This window comes from Kingella bonacorsii (assembly GCF_016623605.1).
Classification (GTDB): domain Bacteria; phylum Pseudomonadota; class Gammaproteobacteria; order Burkholderiales; family Neisseriaceae; genus Kingella_B; species Kingella_B oralis.
This window is the reverse complement of the sequence record NZ_JAEHNZ010000003.1, coordinates 213,266-232,462: the sequence shown is the minus strand read 5'-3', so window position 1 is coordinate 232,462 and position 19,197 is coordinate 213,266. Positions and strand designations below refer to the sequence as shown.

The 19,197-nt window shown below is 54.2% G+C and carries 23 protein-coding genes; 15 read left to right on the top strand and 8 right to left on the bottom strand.

What is annotated here, in order from left to right; all coding sequences use genetic code 11:
* Nucleotides 1-450: 450 nt before the first annotated feature.
* Together JDW22_RS10120 and JDW22_RS10115 are read right to left on the bottom strand one after the other, a co-directional pair.
* Nucleotides 451-1,290: a basic amino acid ABC transporter substrate-binding protein gene (locus tag JDW22_RS10120; RefSeq protein WP_200522956.1), complete on the bottom strand. Its 840-nt coding sequence runs from the start codon at nucleotides 1,288-1,290 to the stop codon at nucleotides 451-453.
* 262 nt (nucleotides 1,291-1,552) lie between these two features.
* Nucleotides 1,553-2,452: an FKBP-type peptidyl-prolyl cis-trans isomerase gene (locus JDW22_RS10115; protein WP_235965484.1), complete on the bottom strand. Its 900-nt coding sequence runs from the start codon at nucleotides 2,450-2,452 to the stop codon at nucleotides 1,553-1,555.
* A gap of 176 nt (nucleotides 2,453-2,628) precedes the next feature.
* On the opposite strand from JDW22_RS10115, the gene prmB reads away from it, so the two are divergent.
* The 4 genes from prmB (at nucleotide 2,629) to bioB (ending at nucleotide 6,237) form a co-directional block, all read left to right on the top strand.
* A complete protein-coding gene (prmB, locus tag JDW22_RS10110; protein ID WP_200523039.1) occupies nucleotides 2,629-3,528 on the top strand; it encodes a 50S ribosomal protein L3 N(5)-glutamine methyltransferase in 900 nt (299 codons plus the stop codon).
* A gap of 89 nt (nucleotides 3,529-3,617) precedes the next feature.
* Nucleotides 3,618-3,800, top strand: a complete 183-nt coding sequence (locus JDW22_RS10105) for a hypothetical protein (RefSeq protein ID WP_200522954.1) — start codon at nucleotides 3,618-3,620, stop codon at nucleotides 3,798-3,800.
* Between the two features lie 721 nt (nucleotides 3,801-4,521).
* Nucleotides 4,522-5,025, top strand: a complete 504-nt coding sequence (gene ybeY / locus JDW22_RS10100) for an rRNA maturation RNase YbeY (protein ID WP_200522953.1) — start codon at nucleotides 4,522-4,524, stop codon at nucleotides 5,023-5,025.
* A gap of 123 nt (nucleotides 5,026-5,148) precedes the next feature.
* On the top strand, nucleotides 5,149-6,237 hold the full coding sequence (gene bioB / locus JDW22_RS10095; protein WP_200522952.1) for a biotin synthase BioB: 1,089 nt from the start codon (nucleotides 5,149-5,151) through the stop codon (nucleotides 6,235-6,237).
* On the opposite strand, the gene JDW22_RS10090 is transcribed toward bioB, so the two are convergent.
* Nucleotides 6,231-6,401: a hypothetical protein gene (locus JDW22_RS10090; RefSeq protein WP_200522951.1), complete on the bottom strand. Its 171-nt coding sequence runs from the start codon at nucleotides 6,399-6,401 to the stop codon at nucleotides 6,231-6,233. The two genes, bioB and JDW22_RS10090, sit on opposite strands and share 7 nt — an antisense overlap.
* Nucleotides 6,402-6,445: 44 nt before the next feature.
* Between JDW22_RS10090 and JDW22_RS10085 the strand changes: the two genes are divergently transcribed.
* The 11 genes from JDW22_RS10085 to aspS all read left to right on the top strand — a co-directional run bounded on the left by JDW22_RS10085 (nucleotide 6,446) and on the right by aspS (nucleotide 15,402).
* Nucleotides 6,446-6,610, top strand: a complete 165-nt coding sequence (locus JDW22_RS10085) for a hypothetical protein (RefSeq protein ID WP_003797376.1) — start codon at nucleotides 6,446-6,448, stop codon at nucleotides 6,608-6,610.
* Between the two features lie 120 nt (nucleotides 6,611-6,730).
* On the top strand, nucleotides 6,731-7,108 hold the full coding sequence (locus JDW22_RS10080) for an NADAR family protein (protein ID WP_289005833.1): 378 nt from the start codon (nucleotides 6,731-6,733) through the stop codon (nucleotides 7,106-7,108).
* 131 nt (nucleotides 7,109-7,239) lie between these two features.
* The gene (locus JDW22_RS10075; RefSeq protein WP_200522950.1) at nucleotides 7,240-8,097 is read left to right on the top strand and encodes an HlyC/CorC family transporter; all 858 of its coding nucleotides are present in this window, start codon (nucleotides 7,240-7,242) and stop codon (nucleotides 8,095-8,097) included.
* Nucleotides 8,098-8,300: 203 nt separating this feature from the next.
* On the top strand, nucleotides 8,301-8,846 hold the full coding sequence (locus JDW22_RS10070) for an RNA 2'-phosphotransferase (RefSeq protein ID WP_200522949.1): 546 nt from the start codon (nucleotides 8,301-8,303) through the stop codon (nucleotides 8,844-8,846).
* A 223-nt stretch (nucleotides 8,847-9,069) separates the two neighbouring features.
* Nucleotides 9,070-10,014 carry a class I SAM-dependent methyltransferase gene (locus JDW22_RS10065; protein WP_200522948.1) on the top strand — a complete coding sequence of 315 codons (945 nt, stop codon included), beginning with the start codon at nucleotides 9,070-9,072 and terminating at the stop codon, nucleotides 10,012-10,014.
* Nucleotides 10,015-10,146: 132 nt separating this feature from the next.
* Nucleotides 10,147-11,286, top strand: coding sequence for a phospholipase A (locus tag JDW22_RS10060; protein ID WP_200522947.1), 1,140 nt, complete (start codon nucleotides 10,147-10,149; stop codon nucleotides 11,284-11,286).
* A gap of 132 nt (nucleotides 11,287-11,418) precedes the next feature.
* A complete protein-coding gene (locus tag JDW22_RS10055) occupies nucleotides 11,419-12,078 on the top strand; it encodes a DUF502 domain-containing protein (RefSeq protein ID WP_200522946.1) in 660 nt (219 codons plus the stop codon).
* 155 nt (nucleotides 12,079-12,233) lie between these two features.
* On the top strand, nucleotides 12,234-12,461 hold the full coding sequence (gene vapB / locus JDW22_RS10050) for a type II toxin-antitoxin system VapB family antitoxin (RefSeq protein ID WP_200522945.1): 228 nt from the start codon (nucleotides 12,234-12,236) through the stop codon (nucleotides 12,459-12,461).
* A gap of 64 nt (nucleotides 12,462-12,525) precedes the next feature.
* The gene (locus tag JDW22_RS10045; RefSeq protein WP_200522944.1) at nucleotides 12,526-13,113 is read left to right on the top strand and encodes an NAD(P)H-dependent oxidoreductase; all 588 of its coding nucleotides are present in this window, start codon (nucleotides 12,526-12,528) and stop codon (nucleotides 13,111-13,113) included.
* 58 nt (nucleotides 13,114-13,171) lie between these two features.
* On the top strand, nucleotides 13,172-13,507 hold the full coding sequence (locus JDW22_RS10040; protein ID WP_200522943.1) for a hypothetical protein: 336 nt from the start codon (nucleotides 13,172-13,174) through the stop codon (nucleotides 13,505-13,507).
* Nucleotides 13,508-13,593: 86 nt separating this feature from the next.
* Nucleotides 13,594-15,402 (top strand): aspartate--tRNA ligase, encoded by a 1,809-nt coding sequence (gene aspS, locus JDW22_RS10035; RefSeq protein ID WP_200522942.1) that lies wholly within the window; start codon nucleotides 13,594-13,596, stop codon nucleotides 15,400-15,402.
* A gap of 81 nt (nucleotides 15,403-15,483) precedes the next feature.
* On the opposite strand, the gene iscA is transcribed toward aspS, so the two are convergent.
* From iscA to xerD, 5 genes are all read right to left on the bottom strand, one after another.
* On the bottom strand, nucleotides 15,484-15,804 hold the full coding sequence (gene iscA, locus JDW22_RS10030; RefSeq protein WP_200522941.1) for an iron-sulfur cluster assembly protein IscA: 321 nt from the start codon (nucleotides 15,802-15,804) through the stop codon (nucleotides 15,484-15,486).
* Between the two features lie 74 nt (nucleotides 15,805-15,878).
* Nucleotides 15,879-16,262 (bottom strand): Fe-S cluster assembly scaffold IscU, encoded by a 384-nt coding sequence (iscU, locus tag JDW22_RS10025; RefSeq protein WP_200522940.1) that lies wholly within the window; start codon nucleotides 16,260-16,262, stop codon nucleotides 15,879-15,881.
* 103 nt (nucleotides 16,263-16,365) lie between these two features.
* Nucleotides 16,366-17,583, bottom strand: coding sequence for an IscS subfamily cysteine desulfurase (locus JDW22_RS10020; protein ID WP_200522939.1), 1,218 nt, complete (start codon nucleotides 17,581-17,583; stop codon nucleotides 16,366-16,368).
* A gap of 103 nt (nucleotides 17,584-17,686) precedes the next feature.
* On the bottom strand, nucleotides 17,687-18,133 hold the full coding sequence (locus JDW22_RS10015) for a Fe-S cluster assembly transcription factor (RefSeq protein WP_003797347.1): 447 nt from the start codon (nucleotides 18,131-18,133) through the stop codon (nucleotides 17,687-17,689).
* 129 nt (nucleotides 18,134-18,262) lie between these two features.
* Nucleotides 18,263-19,165 carry a site-specific tyrosine recombinase XerD gene (gene xerD / locus JDW22_RS10010; protein WP_003797346.1) on the bottom strand — a complete coding sequence of 301 codons (903 nt, stop codon included), beginning with the start codon at nucleotides 19,163-19,165 and terminating at the stop codon, nucleotides 18,263-18,265.
* Nucleotides 19,166-19,197: the final 32 nt, after the last annotated feature.

The window sequence follows — 19,197 nt, the reverse complement described above, 5'->3', positions numbered from 1 at the left end:
TGCGATAGCGCATTTGGCTTTCAGGCGAAAAGTTTTCGGGGATATGGTGGTTGGGGTTGGGAATTGCAAGGGCAGCCTGAAAAGGTTTTTGGCGTTTCAGGCTGCGGTTGTTAGGTATGAAGCGGTGTTTGCGCGCACTATCATTTTTCTTGCGCGCGAGACTAAGGAGCGGATGGCGGCGGATGCGGTTTTCAGGCTGCCTTGGATGCGGCTGCGCGGGTTTATGCTTGTTTCATCCCACAGGCTGTTTAGGCAGCCTGAAAATCCCTTGCTTGGGGAAACGCAGAAACCTTTTGACGGGGGCAAGCCGTCAAAAGGTTTGGGTTTAAAAACGCGTATCGGCAATTATCATGGATTGTTATCTCGTTGATAGGGCTGCTGCGTTGTTTTTTGCGCGGGCCGGGAACAAACCAGCCTTGCGGTCGCGCCGATTTTTAATCGGAAACGGGCTTATTTGCCTGTGGCGAAGTATTTGGCTTCGATTTCGGCGTATTTGCCACTGGCGCGCACTTTGGCGAGCGAGTCGTTCAGCAGGGCGAGGGTTTGGGCATCGTCTTTGCGAACCGCCATGCCGTAGTGTTCGGCGGGGAAGTCGGGCAGGGCGACCATTTTGAAGCCTTTGCTGCTGTTGTTTTTAATGTAGTGGGCGACAACGGCGTTGTCCAAAATGCCTGCGTCCACGCCGCCGTTTTCCACTTCTTTGGTGAGCAGGCCCACGTTGTCAAAGCGGACCACTTGCTCGCTGGTCGGCCCGAAGATTTTTTGCGCGGCGTAATCGCCTGTGTAGCCCGTTACCACGCCGATTTTGTGCAGTTTTTTCAAATCTTCCACCTTAGCCACATTTTTGCTGGGCGGCACCAAAACCACTTGAGTGATTTGGTAATAAGGTTCGCTAAACGCCATGGTGGCTTTGCGTTCGTCGGTGATGGTGATGCCTGACACCAACACATCGGCGTCGCCGTTGCTTAATGCGGGGAACAGGCTTTCCCACGGTTGGTCTTTGTATTCCACTTTGAAATTGCCCGCTTCGCCCATGGCGTTAATCAGGTCAATATCAAAGCCTGTTACTTTTTTGTTTTCGTCCAGCGATTCAAACGGGGCGAATGTGGCATTGCCCGCCACGCGCAGCACTCTGCCGTTGCCATCGGCTGCGCCTGACGCGCCGGATGCGGCGGCGGATGCGGGATGGGATGCGCTGTGGTTGGCGGGGGCGTTGCTTTGTCCGCCGCAAGCGGCAAGCGATAGGGTGAGGCATGAGAAAGCGGCAGACAGCCATGTTTTTGTGGTCATTGGTTAAGCATTCCTGTGAGAGTTGATGGCGGGAAAACAACTGGCGGATTTTACCTGATGTTTGGGAAGTAATGTAAGCGTTTTTTAAGTTTTGTTAGCATCTTGCCGCGTGGCTTAACTTTTGCTGCGGTGTGCTATTTTGCAAAGGTTTTGCGCGGCCATAAGGCAGCCTGAAAACAAGGCAGCCTGAAAAGTTGCGGCGCGGCTAAAAGAAAAACCGCTTTTCGTGGCATGAAAAGCGGTTTGGCTGCCGTTAAAACGCTTATTTTTTGGCAGGTTGTTGCGCTTGTTGCATTTGTTGTTGCATTTGCTGCATTTGTTTGGCTTGTGCTTCTTGGGCGCGTTTTACCAATTTTTCGCCTTCGCCTTTTTGCACTTTGTTCACTTTGATGTCAAACACCAAAACAGAGTTGGCGGGGATGCTGCCTTGGGCGCGTTCGCCGTAAGCCAGTTTGGCGGGAACGTAAAGCGTGTATTCGCCGCCTTCTTTCATCAGCTGCAAGCCTTCCACCCAGCCTTGGATAAACGCGCCGTCCACAACGGGCGCGTCCATGGGTTGGTTGTTGTGGTTTTTGGTGCTGTCAAACACGGTGCCGTCGGTGAGGCGGCCTTCGTATTCCACGGTTACCAAATCGCCTTTGGCAACTTGCGCGCCGGTGCCTTCTTTGGTTACTTTGTATTGCAGGCCGGATTCGGTGGTTTTCACGCCTTCTTTGGCTTTGTTGTCTGCCAGGTATTTTTCGCCGGCGGCTGCGGTTTCGCTGGCTTGTTTTTTAGCGAATTCGTCCATTTTCTTTTGCACGCCTGCGATAGCGGTTTGGATTTGCTGTTCGTTTAATTGCGAGGGCGTGCCTGCCATTTGGTCGTTGATGCCTTTGATAAGGGCTTCGGTATCCACGTCAACGCCGCTTTTTTTCAGCGTGTCGAGCTGGGCGCTCATGGCAAATTGGTAGCCCAGCAGGTAGCCCAGCTGTTTGCTTTCGGTTTCTAAGCCGGCAACGGGCGCGGCAGAAGCGGGCGCAGATGCTGCGCCTGATGCAGATGACGCTGCGGCGGGGGCGGCTGCGCCTGATGCGGCTTTGGGTTGCCCTGCGTTTTGGTTGCAGGCGGTCAAAGCGAGCGAAGCGGCGATGATGCTTAAAACAAGAGCGTGTTTTTTCATTTGTGTTGCCTTTTTTGCTTGGATTGAAAGGGCGCGATTATAGCGGTTTTTTATTTGTTGGCACATTCGTTTATAATGGTCTTTTCGTTTGCTTAACATTTTTATTAACAATGAATAACACAATATCCAGCCTGCAAGGGCAGCCTGAAAACGGGCAAAACGCGCCCCAGCCCAATTTGTTTAACGAAGCCCAAGGCAGCCTGAAAACGGTGCGCGATGTGTTGCGCTTTGCGGTAAGCCGTTTTAACGAGGCGGGCTTGTTTTTTGGGCATGGCAGCGACAACGCGCACGATGAGGCGGCATATTTGATTTTGCACACGCTGCATTTGCCGCTGGATACGCTGGAACCTTATTTGGACGCGGTGCTGCTGCCGAGCGAGCGCGAAGCGGTGCTGGCTTTGGTGCAGCGGCGTGTGGAAGAGCGCGTGCCTGTGGCGTATCTGACCAATCAGGCTTGGCAGGGCGATTATGATTTTTATGTGGACGAGCGGGTGATTGTGCCGCGCTCGTTTGTGTATGAGCTGCTGGGCGAGCCGCTTGCGCCGTGGATTGAGTATCCTGAGCTGGTGCACCGCGCGCTGGATTTGTGCACGGGCAGCGGTTGTTTGGCGATTCAGATTGCCGACCATTACCCCGCCGCACAAGTGGACGCGGTGGACATCAGCTTGGACGCGCTGGAAGTGGCGGCGGTTAACGTGGAAGATTACGGGCTGCAAGAGCGCGTGAACCTAATCCACACCGATTTGTTTGAAGGCTTGGAAGGCACATACGATTTGATTGTGTCCAACCCGCCGTATGTGGATGCCGAGAGCGTGGCGGCGTTGCCCGACGAATATCTGCACGAGCCTGAATTGGCGTTGGGCAGCGGCGAAGACGGCTTGGATGCCACGCGCGAGATTTTGTTGCAAGCGGCAAAGTTCCTGAACCCGCAAGGCGTGCTGTTGGTGGAAATTGGGCACAACCGCGATGCGCTGGAAGCGGCGTATCCCGAGCTGCCGTTTATGTGGCTGGAAACCAGCGGCGGCGATGGGTTTGTGTTTTTGCTCACGCGCGAGCAGCTTTTGGGGCAGGAATGATCGCGCGGTAGGCAGCCTGAAAACGCGGATGGGGTTTTCAGGCTGCCTATCATTGCGTATTGATTGGCGGTTATCCAAGCAAATGGTTTTTGTTATCCCGCTATTTTCATAGGCGGAGGCAGCCTGAAAATATTTTACTAGTGCACGGCTTGCCAGCAAGCCGTAGGGATGCGGGGCAGGCGTTTCAGGCTGCCCAATCATTTGCGCCCGCGTTTGAGTGTAGATTGTTTTCAGGCTGCCTAAACGCACAAGCAATCTTATTAAACGTGTAAAGCAATTGGCAATACAATGGACAGTAACCTCAATGAAGAATTAGCTTTTGATGGCTTTTTTAGCGAATTTGTAGAGTATCAAACATCTAACGAGATATTGAAATTCCTTTTTTCGTTGCCTGTTGGGCAATGGTTTAATACTCGTATTTTTGTAGAAAAATTTGAATAGCTAAAAAGAATGTATGAGAACAATTCTGTGTTAAGTAAGTTAAATATATCAATATGCTGGCTGAATGAACCTAATTCTCACCATAATCAATATAAAATAATATTATTTATGGATGAAAACATAAATTATTACAGATTGGCTTATTATAATAGCCATGCTCTGATTTAATGACATTACGCATTTTCAGGCTGCTTCAATGCGGGCGCACTATAAGACAGCCTGAAACCCATCCCCGCGCCCTTACGGCTTGCTGGCAAGCCGTGCATTAGGGGCTGTTGACAATCAACATTTTGGCGGATTTTGCGCCCTAAAACGGCATCTGCCGCGTTAAAAATACTCGCCTATGGATGGCATAGGCTCGCATTTTTGCCTTGCATCTGCCATTTTATGACGCAAAATCCGCTGCAAAAGTTGAATGTCAACAGCCCCTGCAAAAAAAACAATCAAGGCAGCCTGAAAACCACCTTGCGCTGTTGCCCATCGTTATGCTATTAACCGCCAGCCCTTTTTAGAACCTGTATTCAATCTAATCAACATCCATCCACCCAAACCATGAAACAAGCCAAACAATTCCCCTTTCTTGCCATCCAAAAACAACGCTTCGCTTTCGCCTTTGACAACCAAAGCAGCGAGCGCAACCTGCCCAGCGAACGCCAGTTTTACCAATGGATTTGGCACGCGCTGAAAAACGCATACCGCCGCGCCGAAATTTCGTTGCTGCTGCTAGACGAAGCCGATGCCCGCGCCTACAACCGCGACTATCGCCAAAAAGACTATGCCACCAATGTGTTGAGCTTTGCGCTGAACGAGGGCGAAATGATGCTGCCCGCGGGCGATGATACCCTGCGCGGCGATTTAATCATTTGCCCGCAAGTGGTTGCCCGCGAAGCCAGCGAGCAAGGCAAGCTCATCGCGCACCACTACGCGCATCTTGTGCTACATGGCACGCTGCACCTGATGGGCTACGACCACATTAGCGATGATGAAGCCGAAGAAATGGAAGCGTTGGAAACGGCATTGCTGGCGCAGTTGGGCATGGCAAATCCATACGAATAAATTGGCTGAATAAGCAGCCTGAAATGGGTGAAAAAGGCAGCCTGAAACGCCGTTTTACCCAGCGCAAACACCCCGCTGCCCCAAAGGCAGCCTGAAAATCTACAAAGGAAATAAGGAAACCCCATGACTTACCTACGCCCCGTTGCCCTGCGCCGCACCGTTGCGCCCAAGCCGCACCCCACCGCCCAATATTGGAGTAAATGCCAAGTGGAAGGGCTGTTTAACCAGCCTTTCTTGGAACTCGTTTTTCAGGCTGCCCAAGTGCACCGCGAGCATTTTGACCCCCGCGCCGTGCAGCTATCCACCTTGTTATCGGTGAAAACAGGCGGCTGCACCGAAGATTGCGAATACTGCCCGCAATCCGCGCATTACCACACTGGCGTGGAAAAAACAGGTTTGATGGATGTGGACGAGGTAGTCGCCCTTGCCAAAATCGCCAAAAAACGCGGAGCGAGCCGTTTTTGCATGGGCGCGGCATGGCGCAGCCCGCAGCCTGAAGACATTCCGCAGCTTGCCGATATGGTGCGCGCCGTGAAAGCCATAGGGCTGGAAACCTGCGGCACATTCGGCCTGCTCGACGAAGGCATGGCGCAAAGCCTGCACGACGCGGGGCTGGATTACTACAACCACAACCTAGACACCGACCCCAGCCGCTACAACGACATCATTCACACCCGCCGCCACGAAGACCGCATGGACACGCTGGGCAAGGTACGCGAAGCGGGGCTCAAAATTTGTTGCGGCGGCATTGTAGGCATGAACGAAACCCGCGCCGAACGCGCAGGCTTAATCGCCAGCCTTGCCAATTTAGACCCGCAGCCTGAAAGCGTGCCGATTAACCAGCTCATCAAAATAGACGGCACGCCGCTTGCCGAAGTGCCCGATTTGGATTGGACCGAATTTGTGCGCACCATTGCTGTGGCGCGGATTACCATGCCGCAAAGCTATGTGCGCCTATCCGCAGGTCGCGCCGATATGCCCGAAGCCATGCAAGCCATGTGTTTTATGGCGGGTGCCAACTCTATTTTCTACGGCGACACCTTGCTCACCTCGCCCAACCCCGAAGAAAGCGGCGACCGCGCCTTACTCGCCAAGTTGGATTTGTATCCGCTGGGCAGCGAAGAAGCCGATGAAGCCCACGATGCCACAAGGCAGCCTGAAAACGAACAGGGCGGCTGTGGCTGCGGTTGCGCTTGTGGGGGGAATCAATAGGCAGCCTGAAAATAGGGCAGCCTGAAACCTAAAATGGAGCGGCGGCGGCTCGCCGCCAAATGGCTGATAAAACAGAGCATGGCGGGTTTGCCAAGATGTCGGTGAGCCGCCGCGCCATCGGTGGCGGGTTTTGCAAAGATTTCAGCCTGAAATAACGTAGGCAAACCAGAAAGCCGCCAACCCGAATTGCATTCGCGCAGGCAACCGCATGGATGCTTTTCAGGCTGCCTTTGAAGTAAGCGGCGATGGCGCGGCTTGCCATGCGCCGTTTAACCAAGCCCCAAGCAGCGCAGTTTGCACCGCCCCTTGCATGCACGTTATTTTCAGGCTGCCGCAACGTTCAGCAAACGCCCCAACACCCCCAACGGAGTAACCCATGCCTGCTCTCTACGACCTCGCCGCCCTGCAAGACGCCTTCAAGCGCAAAGCCAAGCTCAAATACGTTTACTTCTGGGGACACACGCCCAAGTAAAAAGGCATCGCCGACAAAGCCGTGTTCAGCCAATGGTATCCCGCCCCGTTTGAACTGTACGGCGAGCGCTACGCCACCGCCGAACACTACATGATGGCAGCCAAAGCCCGCTTGTTTGGCGCAGACGACATCCGCCGCAAAATCCTGCAAGCAGGCAGCCCCGCGCAAGCCAAAGCCCTCGGGCGGCAAATCACCGGCTTTAAAGACGACGTTTGGAACGCCCACCGCTTTGACATCGTGTGCCAAGCCAACCGCGCCAAATTTTCACAACGCGCTGATTTGAAATCCTTTTTGCTACAAACGGGTGAGCGCATTCTCGTGGAAGCCAGCCCTGTGGACAGCATCTGGGACATCGGCTTGGCGCAAGACGACCCCCGCGCCGAAAACCCGTTGCAATAGCAAGGCTTGAACCTGCTCGGCTTCGCGCTGATGAAAGTGCGCGACCAATTGCAGGCAGCCTGAAAAACCAAACGCAGCCTGAAACGAAGTTCAGCGTAGCTAAAACCCATTAACCACCCCAATTAAACACCATGGACGACACCCCGCACCAACCCAAACCCACCCTGTTCAACCGCCTATTCACCCGCGTTTCAGGCAGCATCACCATCCCCGAAACGCCCGCCCAATGGCTAGATTTGCTGCGCCAAACCAAAGCCCAAGCGCAAAACAGCCTAGATGGCGACACGCTGTTGCGCCTAGAAAACCTGTTCAAATTCAGCCAGCTATCCGTGCGCGATGCCATGATGACCCGCGCCCAAATGGACGTTATCAAAACCACCGACAGCATTGACCGCATCATCGCCTACGCCGTGGACACCGCCCATTCGCGCTTTCCCGTGATAGAAGAAGACAAAGACCACATCATCGGCATCCTGCACGCCAAAGACCTGCTCAAATGCACGCTCAACCCCGAGCAATTCAAGCTGGAACACATCTTGCGCCCCGCCGTGTTCGTGCCCGAGAGCAAATCACTCAACAGCCTGCTCAAAGACTTCCAAACCCAGCGCAACCACATGGCGATTGTGGTGGACGAATACGGCGGCATCTCGGGCTTGGTAACGTTTGAAGACGTGATTGAGCAGATTGTGGGCAAAATTGAAGACGAATTCGACGAAGACGACAGCGCGGACAACATCTTCCCCGTATCCGCCGAGCGTTGGCGCATCAAAGCCACCACCGAAATCGCCGCCATCAACGAATACTTCGGCACCGCATTCAGCGACGAAGAAGCCGACACCATCGGCGGCTTGGTTATCCACGAGCTGGGGCATCTGCCCGTGCGCGGCGAGAAAGTCCAGCTGGGCGATTTGCTGTTTAACGTCGCCCGCGCCGACAACCGCCGTTTGCATACGCTGATGGCAACGCGCCCCGCGCCCAAAAGCGAATAGCGCGGCAGAATAGGGCAGCCTGAAAACTGATTATTTAGCTTCGCCAAAGCGCGAAGCCGTTTTCAGGCTGTCTAATGTTTTATATTTCATCCCCCAAAGGCAGCCTTGCCCCTTTGTCCAAATCTTTGATTTGGGCAACAAAGGGGCATACCGCAGCGCAACGCACAAGGTTGAAACCACAATTTAACGAAGTTCCAATAATTATGACCGACCCCAACACCGCCATCAGCAAATTTCTCAGCTATGTGCTGCGCCATCACCCCGAAAGCATCGGCATCCAGCTAGACAGTCAAGGCTGGGCAAACATAGACACCCTGCTTGCTCAAGCGCAACAACACAACCGCACCATCAGCCGCGAGCAGCTTTTGAAAGTCGTCGCCACCAATCCCAAAAAACGCTTCACCCTGTCCGACGACCAAACGCAAATCCGCGCCGCGCAAGGACACAGCACCGCCCAAGTCGCCATCGCCCACAACCCCATCCAACCGCCCGACACGCTGTACCACGGCACCGCCACCCGCTTTCTAGACAGCATCTGCAGCCAAGGGCTAATCGCAGGCAGCCGCCACCATGTGCACCTCTCCGCCGACATCCCCACCGCGCAAAAAGTCGGACAACGCCACGGCAAACCCATCGTGCTGCGCATCAACGCCGCCGCCATGCACGCCGCAGGGCATTCGTTCTATTTAAGCGACAACCAAGTCTGGCTCACCGACCACGTTCCCCCGCAATACATCAGCGAAGAATAGACAACCTGAAACCTTTGTAAAACCCATGAGGCAGCCTGAAAAACAAGAAATGCCGTCATTCCCGCGTAGGAATGACGACATCTTGGGATTTGTAAAAGGTTCAGCCCAAAAACATACGCAGCCAATCATCCGCCAGAACACGCGTCTTGCCGCGTACCACGCCCCAGCCCAACCCTTGCCGCCGCCCAAGGCAGCCTGAAAATCCATTTACCCCATCCCCACCATGACCCAAATCAACGACCTTATCAACCGCATCGGCAAAACCCTCAAACACCAACTCAAATGGGCGCGTCGCCACAACCTAGAAGCATGGCGCATCTACGACCGCGACATCCCCCAATACCCCTTCGCCATCGACGTGTACCGCGACCACATCCACCTGCAAGAATACGACACAGGCTGGCAGCAAAGCCCCGCCGAGCGCAAAGCATGGCTGCTAGAAATCCTAGCCGCCCTAGAACACATCACAGGCTTCCCGCAACACCACATCCATCTCAAACAACGCGCCCGCCAAAAAGGCGCAGCCCAATACCAAAAAACAGGCAAAACAGGCGAAGACTTCATCATCCAAGAAAACGGCCGCCAATTCTGGGTAAACCTAGACAAATACCTAGACACAGGGCTATTCCTAGACCACCGTAACACCCGCCAAAAAATCGGCAGCATCGCCGAGGGCAAACGCTTTCTCAACCTGTTTTCCTACACCGGCAGCTTCACCGTGTATGCCGCCACAGGCGGTGCAATCAGCAGCGAAACCGTCGATTTATCCAACACCTATCTGGACTGGGCAGCGCGCAACTTCCAACTCAACCACATCAACTCCGCCGACCACCAAATCATCCGCGCCGACGTATTCCCCTACCTGCAACAAGCCGCCCAACAGCGCAAACAATTTGACCTCATCGTGCTAGACCCGCCCAGCTTCTCCAACAGCAAAAAAATGCACGACACCCTAGACATCCAGCGCGACCAAACCACGCTGATTAACGGCGCAATGGCACTGCTCGCCAAGAGCGGCACGCTCTATTTTTCCAACAACCTGCGCAGCTTTGAACTCAATCCCCAGCTTGAAAACGCATACCACATTCAAAACATCACCTACCAATCTATCCCCGAGGATTTTCGCAACAAGAAAATCCACCAATGCTGGGAAATCCGCCACAAATGATTTTCATGCTGCCCTTGTTGTCATGCATAAAGGCAGCCTGAAAACGAGCGAAGCTAAAACACCCCATCCGCCATTTTCAGGCTGCCCGACCATCCAAAATCAGTTAAAATGCGCCCCGTTTCAAACAACCTAATGCCCAGTAAACAAATGAAAAAAGCACTCCTGCTCACCATAATCAGCCTCGCCCCGCTTGCCCAAGCCGAAACGCAAAACGAAATCCCCCTGCTGCCCACCAACGCCCCCGCCAACAGCCCCGCCATCCCCGTCAGCGATGCCCAATCCTGCGTTGCCATCAGCGACCCCGCCACCCGTCTCGCCTGCTACGACCGCGCCTACACCGCCCCCAACCAAGCCGAACCCAAAAGCATAGACATCGCCCAAAGCCACGCCGCCAGCAAAGCCGCGCAAAGCCCGCAAATCGTCTTTGCCGAACCCAGCGCCGGCGAAATCTATTCCCCCCTGTCGCAACAATACGACCTCGACAAAAACAACGAAAACGGCGTATTCAGCATCCGCGAACACGAACCCATGTACATCATGCCCGCATGGTACCGCAGCTCGCCCAACTACACCCCCAGCACCCCCACGCGCGGCGTAGCCATCGATGCGGTTCACACCCAGCAAAAACGCATTGAAACCAAGATGCAAATCTCCCTGAAAACCAAAATCGCCGAAGACCTGTTCGGCACCCATGCCGACCTTTGGGCAGGCTACACCCAGCAATCCAACTGGCAAGTGTATAACCGAGGCAAAAAATCCGCCCCCTTCCGCAACAGCGACTACGCCCCCGAGCTATTTCTCACCCAGCCCGTTAAAGCCAACCTTCCTTTCGGCGGCAAACTACGCATGCTCGGCGTGGGCTACATCCACCAATCCAACGGGCAAAGCCGCCCACTGTCGCGCTCATGGAACCGCGTTTACGCTATGGCAGGCATGGAATGGGGCAAACTCTCCGTTATCCCCCGCGTTTGGGCGCGCCTAGACCCTGGCGCCGATAAAGACGACAACCCCGACATCATGCACTACATGGGCTACGGCGACCTACGCATCGCCTACCAATTCAACAACAAACACGCCCTATCCAGCACCCTGCGCTACAACCCCAAACACAGCAAAGGCGCGGTGCAGCTCAACTACACCTTCCCCATCAAAGGCAACCTAAAAGGCTATGTGCAAGGCTTCTACGGCTACGGCGAAAGCCTGATTGACTACAACCACAAACAAAAAGGCATCGGCTTAGGCGTTATGTTCAACGGCTGGGACGCGCTGTAATCAGATGCGCAGTAATCGGCAAAGGCAGCCTGAAAAGCGCTAAATCATTTTCAGGCTGCCGATAACAAGCCCAGCAAAGCCCACCCAAAGCGCGTATAATTCCGCCCTTTGCATTCCACCACCACGCGCACCATGAGCATCGGCAAGTACCTAAAAAAATACCTTATCACAGGGTTACTCGTATGGCTGCCCATCGCCGTAACCATTTGGCTCATCGGCTACATCATCAACGCCACCGACTGGCTCGCCAACCTTGTCCCACAAAAATGGCAGCCTGAAAACTACATCGGCTTTAACATCCCAGGGCAAGGCTTCATCATCGCCATTTTTGTGTTGCTGATAACAGGCGTGTTCGCCGCCAATATGCTCGGGCGCAAAATCCTAGAAGCATGGGATACCTTGCTCGGGCGCATTCCCGTGGTCAAATCCATTTATTCCAGCGTTAAAAAAGTATCCGAAAGCCTGCTGTCCGACAACGCCCGCTCATTCCAAACCCCCGTGCTCATCCCCTTTCCCCAGCCCAATATTTGGACCATCGCATTCGTATCAGGCGAAGTACCACAAGCCGTCGCCCAAGCCCTGCCCGAACAAACCGACTACGTTTCCGTGTATGTGCCCACCACGCCCAACCCAACAGGCGGCTACTACATCATGGTGCGCCGCAGCGACATCCGCGAACTCAACATGAACGTGGACGAAGCCCTAAAATACGTGATTTCCCTCGGTATGGTGATGCCCAACGACCAGCCCAGCATAGGGCAGCCTGAAAAAGCAGAAACGAAAGAATCATGAGTAGCTATGCCCCGCCCGACCCCAGCCCATACAGCATCAACTCCCTATTATTGATAACCGCCTTGGTTGTGATTGGGCTGGTTTTATGGTGGTGGGAACATCACGATGATTAAGCGTTTTCAGGCTGTCTATAAACGAGATTAAAGAAGTGCGCTATGCAAATTCCATTAGACAATCCGCAAACCATTCATTTGCCTTATTCCGCCCGATTTGATGAACACGTTACTCATGTCAATGTGCGCGTAGTCGGCAACGAGCGCATTATCAGCCCCGCTAATCAAGTGTGGGACAGCTTCTTTTTAAGCGGCAACACCGCCAGCGCAGATTTTATGGCAGAGCGCGAAACGGCAGTGCAGCCTGAACGAGATGGCTTGCACGGTTAAGCAGAATAGGACAAATAACTCATTTCAGGCAGCCTGAAAATCCACACACACAACAAGGACACCCATGAACCTCCTACTTATCAATGGCGGCAAAGCCTTCGGACACTCACAAGGCAAACTCAACCACAGCCTGCACACCCTCGCCCAGCAAACCCTCGCCTCGCTTGGGCATCGCACGCAAGAAACCGTGATAGAAAACGGCTACGATACCCCCGCAGAAGTAGAAAAAATCCTATGGGCAGATGCCGTCATTTGGCAAATGCCAGGTTGGTGGATGGGCGAGCCGTGGACAGTTAAAGAATACATGGACAAAGTCTTTTCCGCAGGCGCAGGCAAATTATTCGCCAGCGACGGGCGACACAGCGCCACCCCCACCGAAGGCTACGGCACAGGCGGCTTGCTGCACGGCAAACACCATATGCTGTCGCTCACATGGAACGCCCCCATTGAAGCCTTTACCCGCGCGGGCGATTTTTTTGACGGCGCAGGCGTGGACGGCGTGTATTTGCATTTTCACAAAGCCAACGAATTTTTAGGCATGCGCCCGCTGCCCACCTTTATCTGCAACGATGTCATCAAAAACCCACAGCCCGAGCGCTATTTCGCCGATTACGCGCAGCATTTAACGCAAGTATTTGGCAAAGCCGAATAAGCCATTGGCTTTGCAGAAGCCTGTAAACCCATTTTCAGGCTGCCTAAAAGGACCAACCATGCAAGTAGAACCCAGTTATGACAATCTTTCGCGCCCTGCCGATTATTATTTCTGCGTGGGCGATTGCGCGTTTATTGACTTCATCAACCACGGCGAAGCCGTCTGTTTACGGCGCATTTCATTTGACGGCTACGGCTGCTGCGATGTAGAAACCGCCCAAGTCATCGTGCTTGATGCCCACGACAGCGCCGCCATTAAACGCATTTGGCAACATTATGCGTTTGAAGAAACCGTATCCGAACCCGAGCTGTTCAAACAAATTGTTAAAAGAACGCTTACCGCCAACCGTCATTTGCTGAGGGAAGATGCCCTTGCAGAATACGATTTGATTTAATTAAGGCAGCCTGAAAGCGAGTTTACGAGCTTCTGCGAAGCTAAACCCCTTTTCCCCCAACTTATTCAAACCAGAAAGAAAAAACCATGCGTACCAACTACTGCGGCTTAATCAACGAAGCCTATCTAGACCAAACCGTAACCGTAAAAGGCTGGGTGCACCGCCGCCGCGACCACGGTGGGGTTATTTTTATTGACCTGCGCGACCGCGAAGGCATCGTGCAAGTGGTGATTGACCCCGACACGCCCGAAGCCTTTGCGCTGGCGGATTCCGCGCGCAACGAATTCGTATTAAGCATCACAGGGCGTGTGCGCCACCGCCCCGAGGGCACCACCAACGACAAAATGGTGTCGGGCAAAATTGAAATTTTGGCGAAAGAAATTGAAATTTTGAACCCCGCTGCCACGCCGCCGTTTATGATTGACGACGAAAACATCAGCGAAACCGTGCGCCTGCAAAACCGCGTGATTGACCTGCGCCGCCCCGTGATGCAACGCAATCTGCGCCTGCGCTATCAAGTCGCCATGGGCGTGCGCCGCTATCTCGACGAGCAGGGCTTTATCGACATCGAAACGCCGATGCTCACCCGCTCCACCCCCGAGGGCGCGCGCGACTACCTCGTGCCCAGCCGCGTACACCCCGGCGAATTTTTCGCCCTGCCGCAATCGCCGCAGCTCTTCAAACAACTGTTGATGGTGGCCGGTTTTGACCGTTACTACCAAATCACCAAATGCTTCCGCGACGAAGACCTGCGCGCCGACCGCCAGCCCGAATTCACCCAGATCGACTTGGAAACCTCGTTCCTGAACGAGAACGAAATCATGGACATCACCGAAGGCATGGCGAAAAAAGTGTTCAAAGACGCGCTGGGCGTGGATTTGGGCGACTTCCCGCGTATGCCATACAGCGAAGCCATGTTTAAATACGGCTCCGACAAACCCGATATGCGCATCAGCCTGAAATTTACCGAGCTAACAGACGTGATGAAAACGGAAGAGTTCAAAGTCTTCCGCGCCGCTGCCGATATGCCCAACGGTCGCGTGGTTGCCTTGCGCGTGCCCAATGGCGCGAAATTGAGCCGCAAAGACATTGACGAATACACCAAATTTGTCGGCATTTACGGCGCAAAAGGCTTGGCGTACATCAAAGTGAACGATGTGAACAATTTGAGCAATGGCGAAGACAGCGGCTTGCAATCACCGATTGTAAAATTCCTGTCCGAAGGCAGCCTGAAAACCATTATCGAGCGCACCGGCGCGCAAAACGGCGATTTGATTTTCTTCGGCGCGGACAAAGCCAAAGTGGTCAATGAAGCCCTCGGTGCATTGCGCATCAAAGTCGGCTTGGAACACGGCGCGGCCGACGGTTATTTTGTCGATGAATGGAAACCGCTGTGGGTAGTCGATTTTCCCATGTTCGAATACGACGAAGAGGAAAACCGCTACACCGCTATGCACCATCCGTTTACCAGCCCGAAACCTGGCCACGAAGACCTGATGGAAACGCAGCCTGAAAACTGCCTAGCCCGCGCCTACGATATGGTGTTGAACGGCTGGGAAATTGGTGGCGGCTCCATCCGTATCCATCGCGCCGAAGTGCAAGAAAAAGTGTTTGCCGCGCTGAAAATCACCCCCGAAGAGCAGCAAAACAAATTTGGCTTCCTGCTGGATAATCTGAAATTTGGCGCGCCCCCACACGGCGGCTTGGCGTTTGGCTTGGATCGCTTGGTTACGTTGATGGCAGGCGCAGAATCCATCCGCGATGTGATTGCCTTCCCCAAAACGCAACGCGCGCAAGACTTGCTGGTGGACGCGCCCAACAGCGTGGACGAGAAACAGCTGCGCGAACTCAGCTTGCGCCTGCGCGTGAAAGCGGCGGAGAGCAAAGAAGCATAATCGGCAAGCATGACAAAGGCAGCCTGAAAACGTTAAGCGCGTTTTCAGGCTGCCTTTTATTGCGTTCGAAGCGCGTTGCGTTTAAACGTGGAAACTTTCCCCGCAGCCGCAGCTTTCTTTGGCATTGGGGTTTTCAAACTTAAACCCCTCTTGCAAGCCCTCTTTGGCAAAGTCCACTTGCGTGCCGTCCAAGTAAACCATGCTTTTGGGGTCGATAAACACTTTCACGCCGTTTTGCTCAAACACTTGGTCTTCTGGCTGGATTTCGTCCACAAATTCAAGCGTGTATGCCATGCCCGAGCAGCCGCTGGTTTTCACGCCGATGCGGATGCCCTCGCCTTTGCCGCGCTTGGTTAAGAATTTGCGGATGTGGTCCGCCGCATTTTCGGTGATGGTAATCATGATTTTTCCTTTCATGGAACGGTAAAAGGCAGCCTGAAAACGGATTGAAGGCATTTTCAGGCTGCCTTAAAACATTACGAACCCTGCTTTTTGCGGTAATCCGCCACCGCCGCTTTCACCGCGTCTTCCGCCAAAATGGAGCAGTGGATTTTCACGGGCGGCAGTTCCAATTCTTCGGCAATTTCGCTGTTTTTAATCGCCAGCGCATCGTCCAGACTTTTGCCTTTCACCCATTCGGTAATCAGGCTGGAAGAGGCGATGGCCGAGCCGCAGCCGTAGGTTTTGAATTTAGCGTCTTCAATGATGCCCGCATCGTTTACCTTGATTTGCAGGCGCATCACGTCGCCGCAGGCGGGCGCGCCCACCATGCCGGTGCCGACATCGCTGTCGTCTTTGTTGAATGTGCCCACGTTGCGGGGGTTTTCGTAATGGTCAATGACTTTGTTGCTGTATGCCATGGTTTTGGTTTCCTTGTTTGGTTTGTTGTTGAATAAAGTTTTTGGGTTTTGGTTGAGTTCAAACGCGCTTCGCTTGTTTTCAGGCAGCCTGAAACTTACAAAATCAATGCGCCGCCCATTCCACCGTGTTCAAATCCACCCCTTCTTTAAACATCTCCCACAGCGGCGACAATTCGCGCAGCTTGCCGATTTTGGATTTAATCAGCTCGGCGGCGAACTTGATGTCTTCTTCGCTGGTCATACGCCCGAAGGTGATGCGCAGCGATGAGTGCGCCAATTCGTCGTTGCGCCCCAACGCGCGCAAAACGTAGCTGGGTTCTAGGCTGGCGGACGTGCAAGCCGAGCCGCTGGATACGGCGATTTCTTTCACCGCCATAATCAGGCTTTCGCCTTCCACAAAGTTGAAGCTCACGTTCAAATTGGTGGCGACGCGGTGTTCCAAATCGCCGTTGATATACACTTCTTCGATGCCCGCGATGCCGTCCAAGAAAATTTGGCGCAGTTTGAGCGCGTGGGCGATGTCTTGGTCTAAATCTTGTTTGGCGATGCGGAAGGCTTCGCCCATGCCAACGATTTGGTGGGTGGGCAAGGTGCCGCTGCGAAAGCCGCGCTCGTGCCCGCCACCGTGCATTTGCGCTTCTAGGCGCACGCGGGGTTTGCGGCGCACATACAATGCGCCGATGCCTTTGGGACCGTAGATTTTGTGGGCAGACATGGAAAGCAGGTCAATATTGCCTGCTTCCACGTCCACAGGCGTTTTGCCGCAGGCTTGGGCGGCATCCACATGGAACACGATTTTGTGTTCACGGCAGATTTTGCCGATGGTGGGGATGTCTTGAATCACGCCGATTTCGTTGTTCACCCACATCACGGAAACCAGAATGGTGTCGGGGCGGATGGCGGCTTTGAGTTCGTCCAAATCAATCAGGCCGTTTTCTTTTACGCCCAGATAGGTTACTTCAAAGCCTTGGCGTTCCATTTCGCGCATGGTGTCCAACACGGCTTTGTGTTCGGTTTTAACGGTAATCAGGTGCTTGCCTTTGGTTTTGTAGAACTGGGCCGCGCCTTTGATGGCGAGGTTGTCGGATTCGGTTGCGCCGCTGGTGAAGATGATTTCTTTGGGGTCGGCGTTGATGAGCGCGGCGATGTGGGCGCGGGCTTCTTCTACGGCTTCTTCGGCTTCCCAGCCGTAGGCGTGGCTGCTGGATGCGGGGTTACCGAATTTTTCGGTGAGATAGGGCAGCATTTTATCTAGCACGCGCGGGTCTAGCGGGGTGGTGGCGGCGTAGTCTAGGTAGATGGGGCGGTTTGGGTTGCTCATGGTTGGTTTCCTCAGTGGTTGTGTTATGAAAGAGATTTATTGGTTTAACAGGCGAAATGGGTTTTAGCTTCGCAGAAGCTCGTAAACTCGCTTTCAGGCTGCCTTAAACGTGGATATGGGTAAGCGTTACAACGTGTTCTTTCGGGGTTTGGTCTTGGGCGATGAGATGGGCAAGGGTTACGCTGCTTAAATGGTTGTGGATGGTGTGGTTCAGGCTTTCCCATAGGTTGTGGGTGATGCAGGGCGCGCCGCCGTGGCAATCGGCTTTGCCGCTGCATTGGGTGGCATCTAGCCGGTCTTCGGCGGCGGTGATGATTTGGGCGATGTTGATTTGGCCGGCGGGTTTGCCCAGCACATAGCCGCCGCCCGGCCCGCGCACGCTTTCCACTAATCCTGCGCGCCGCAGCTTGCTGAACAGTTGTTCCAAATAGGAAAGTGAGATTTTTTGGCGTTCGCTGATGGCGTTGAGTTTGACGGCGTTGTTTTGCGCGTTCATCGCCAAATCAACCATGGCGGTTACGGCGAAACGTCCTTTGGTGGTTAATCTCATGGGGTGTTCCTTGTGGCTTGGTGGGGCGAGATTGTGCTATTTCTGAGTGATTTAGTCAAGTATAACGCGCTTATAAAACATAGACGTAAATAGGCAGCCTGAAAACACACTACCCCGTTTTCAGGCTGCCTATCCTTTGGCGCGCGGATGAAATTTGTCCACCACTTGCTTCAAGCGTTCGTTGGCAACGTGGGTGTAGATTTGCGTGGTGGCGATGTCGGCGTGCCCCAGCAGTGTTTGCACCACGCGCAAATCGGCGCCGTGGTTCACCAAATGCGTGGCAAAGGCGTGGCGCAAATCGTGCGGCGAAATATGCGGCATGCCTGCTTGCTCGGCGTAGCGCGAAACCGCCATCCAGGCCAGTTGGCGGCTGATGCCCGTTTTCTTTTGTGACACGAATACGGCTTCGCAGCGGGCGTTTTTCAACAACGCGGGGCGGGCGTGTTGCAGATAGTGTTCCAGCCAGTAAACCGCTTCTTCGCCCATCGGCACGATGCGCTGTTTGTCGCCCTTGCCGATGGTGTTCACCATGCCGCTTTGCAGGTTGATTTCGTTTAATTGCAGCCCCACCGCTTCGCTCACGCGCAAACCTGTGGCGTAGATGAGTTCCAGCAGGGCTTTGTCGCGCAGGCCGTGCGGCGTTTCGGTGTCGGGCGCGTTGAGCAGGTCGGTGATGTGTTGCTCGGTGATGATGGGCGGCAGGGTGCGCGCTTGCTTGGCGGTGCGCAAATCGCGGCAGGGGTTGTCGCTGCGCTGCCCGGTTTCTTCCAGCCATGCGTAGAGCCGTTTGCAGGCGGATAGGGCGCGGGCTTGCGAGCGCGGCTGCTCTTGGGCAACGTAAATCGCGGCCGCCAGTTGCACGGCATCGGTGGTTTTCAGACTGCTGTGTTCGTTTGCCAGCCGCGTGGCGATTTTGGTCAAATCGCGGCGGTAGGCATCAAGCGTGTTTTGCGATAGGCGCTCTTGCAGCCAAAGGTGGTCTAGCAGGCGGGTGATGCAATCTAAATCGGCATTTAAATCGGCGGTGGGCATTTTCAGGCTGCCTTTGTAATGAAATGTTGTAA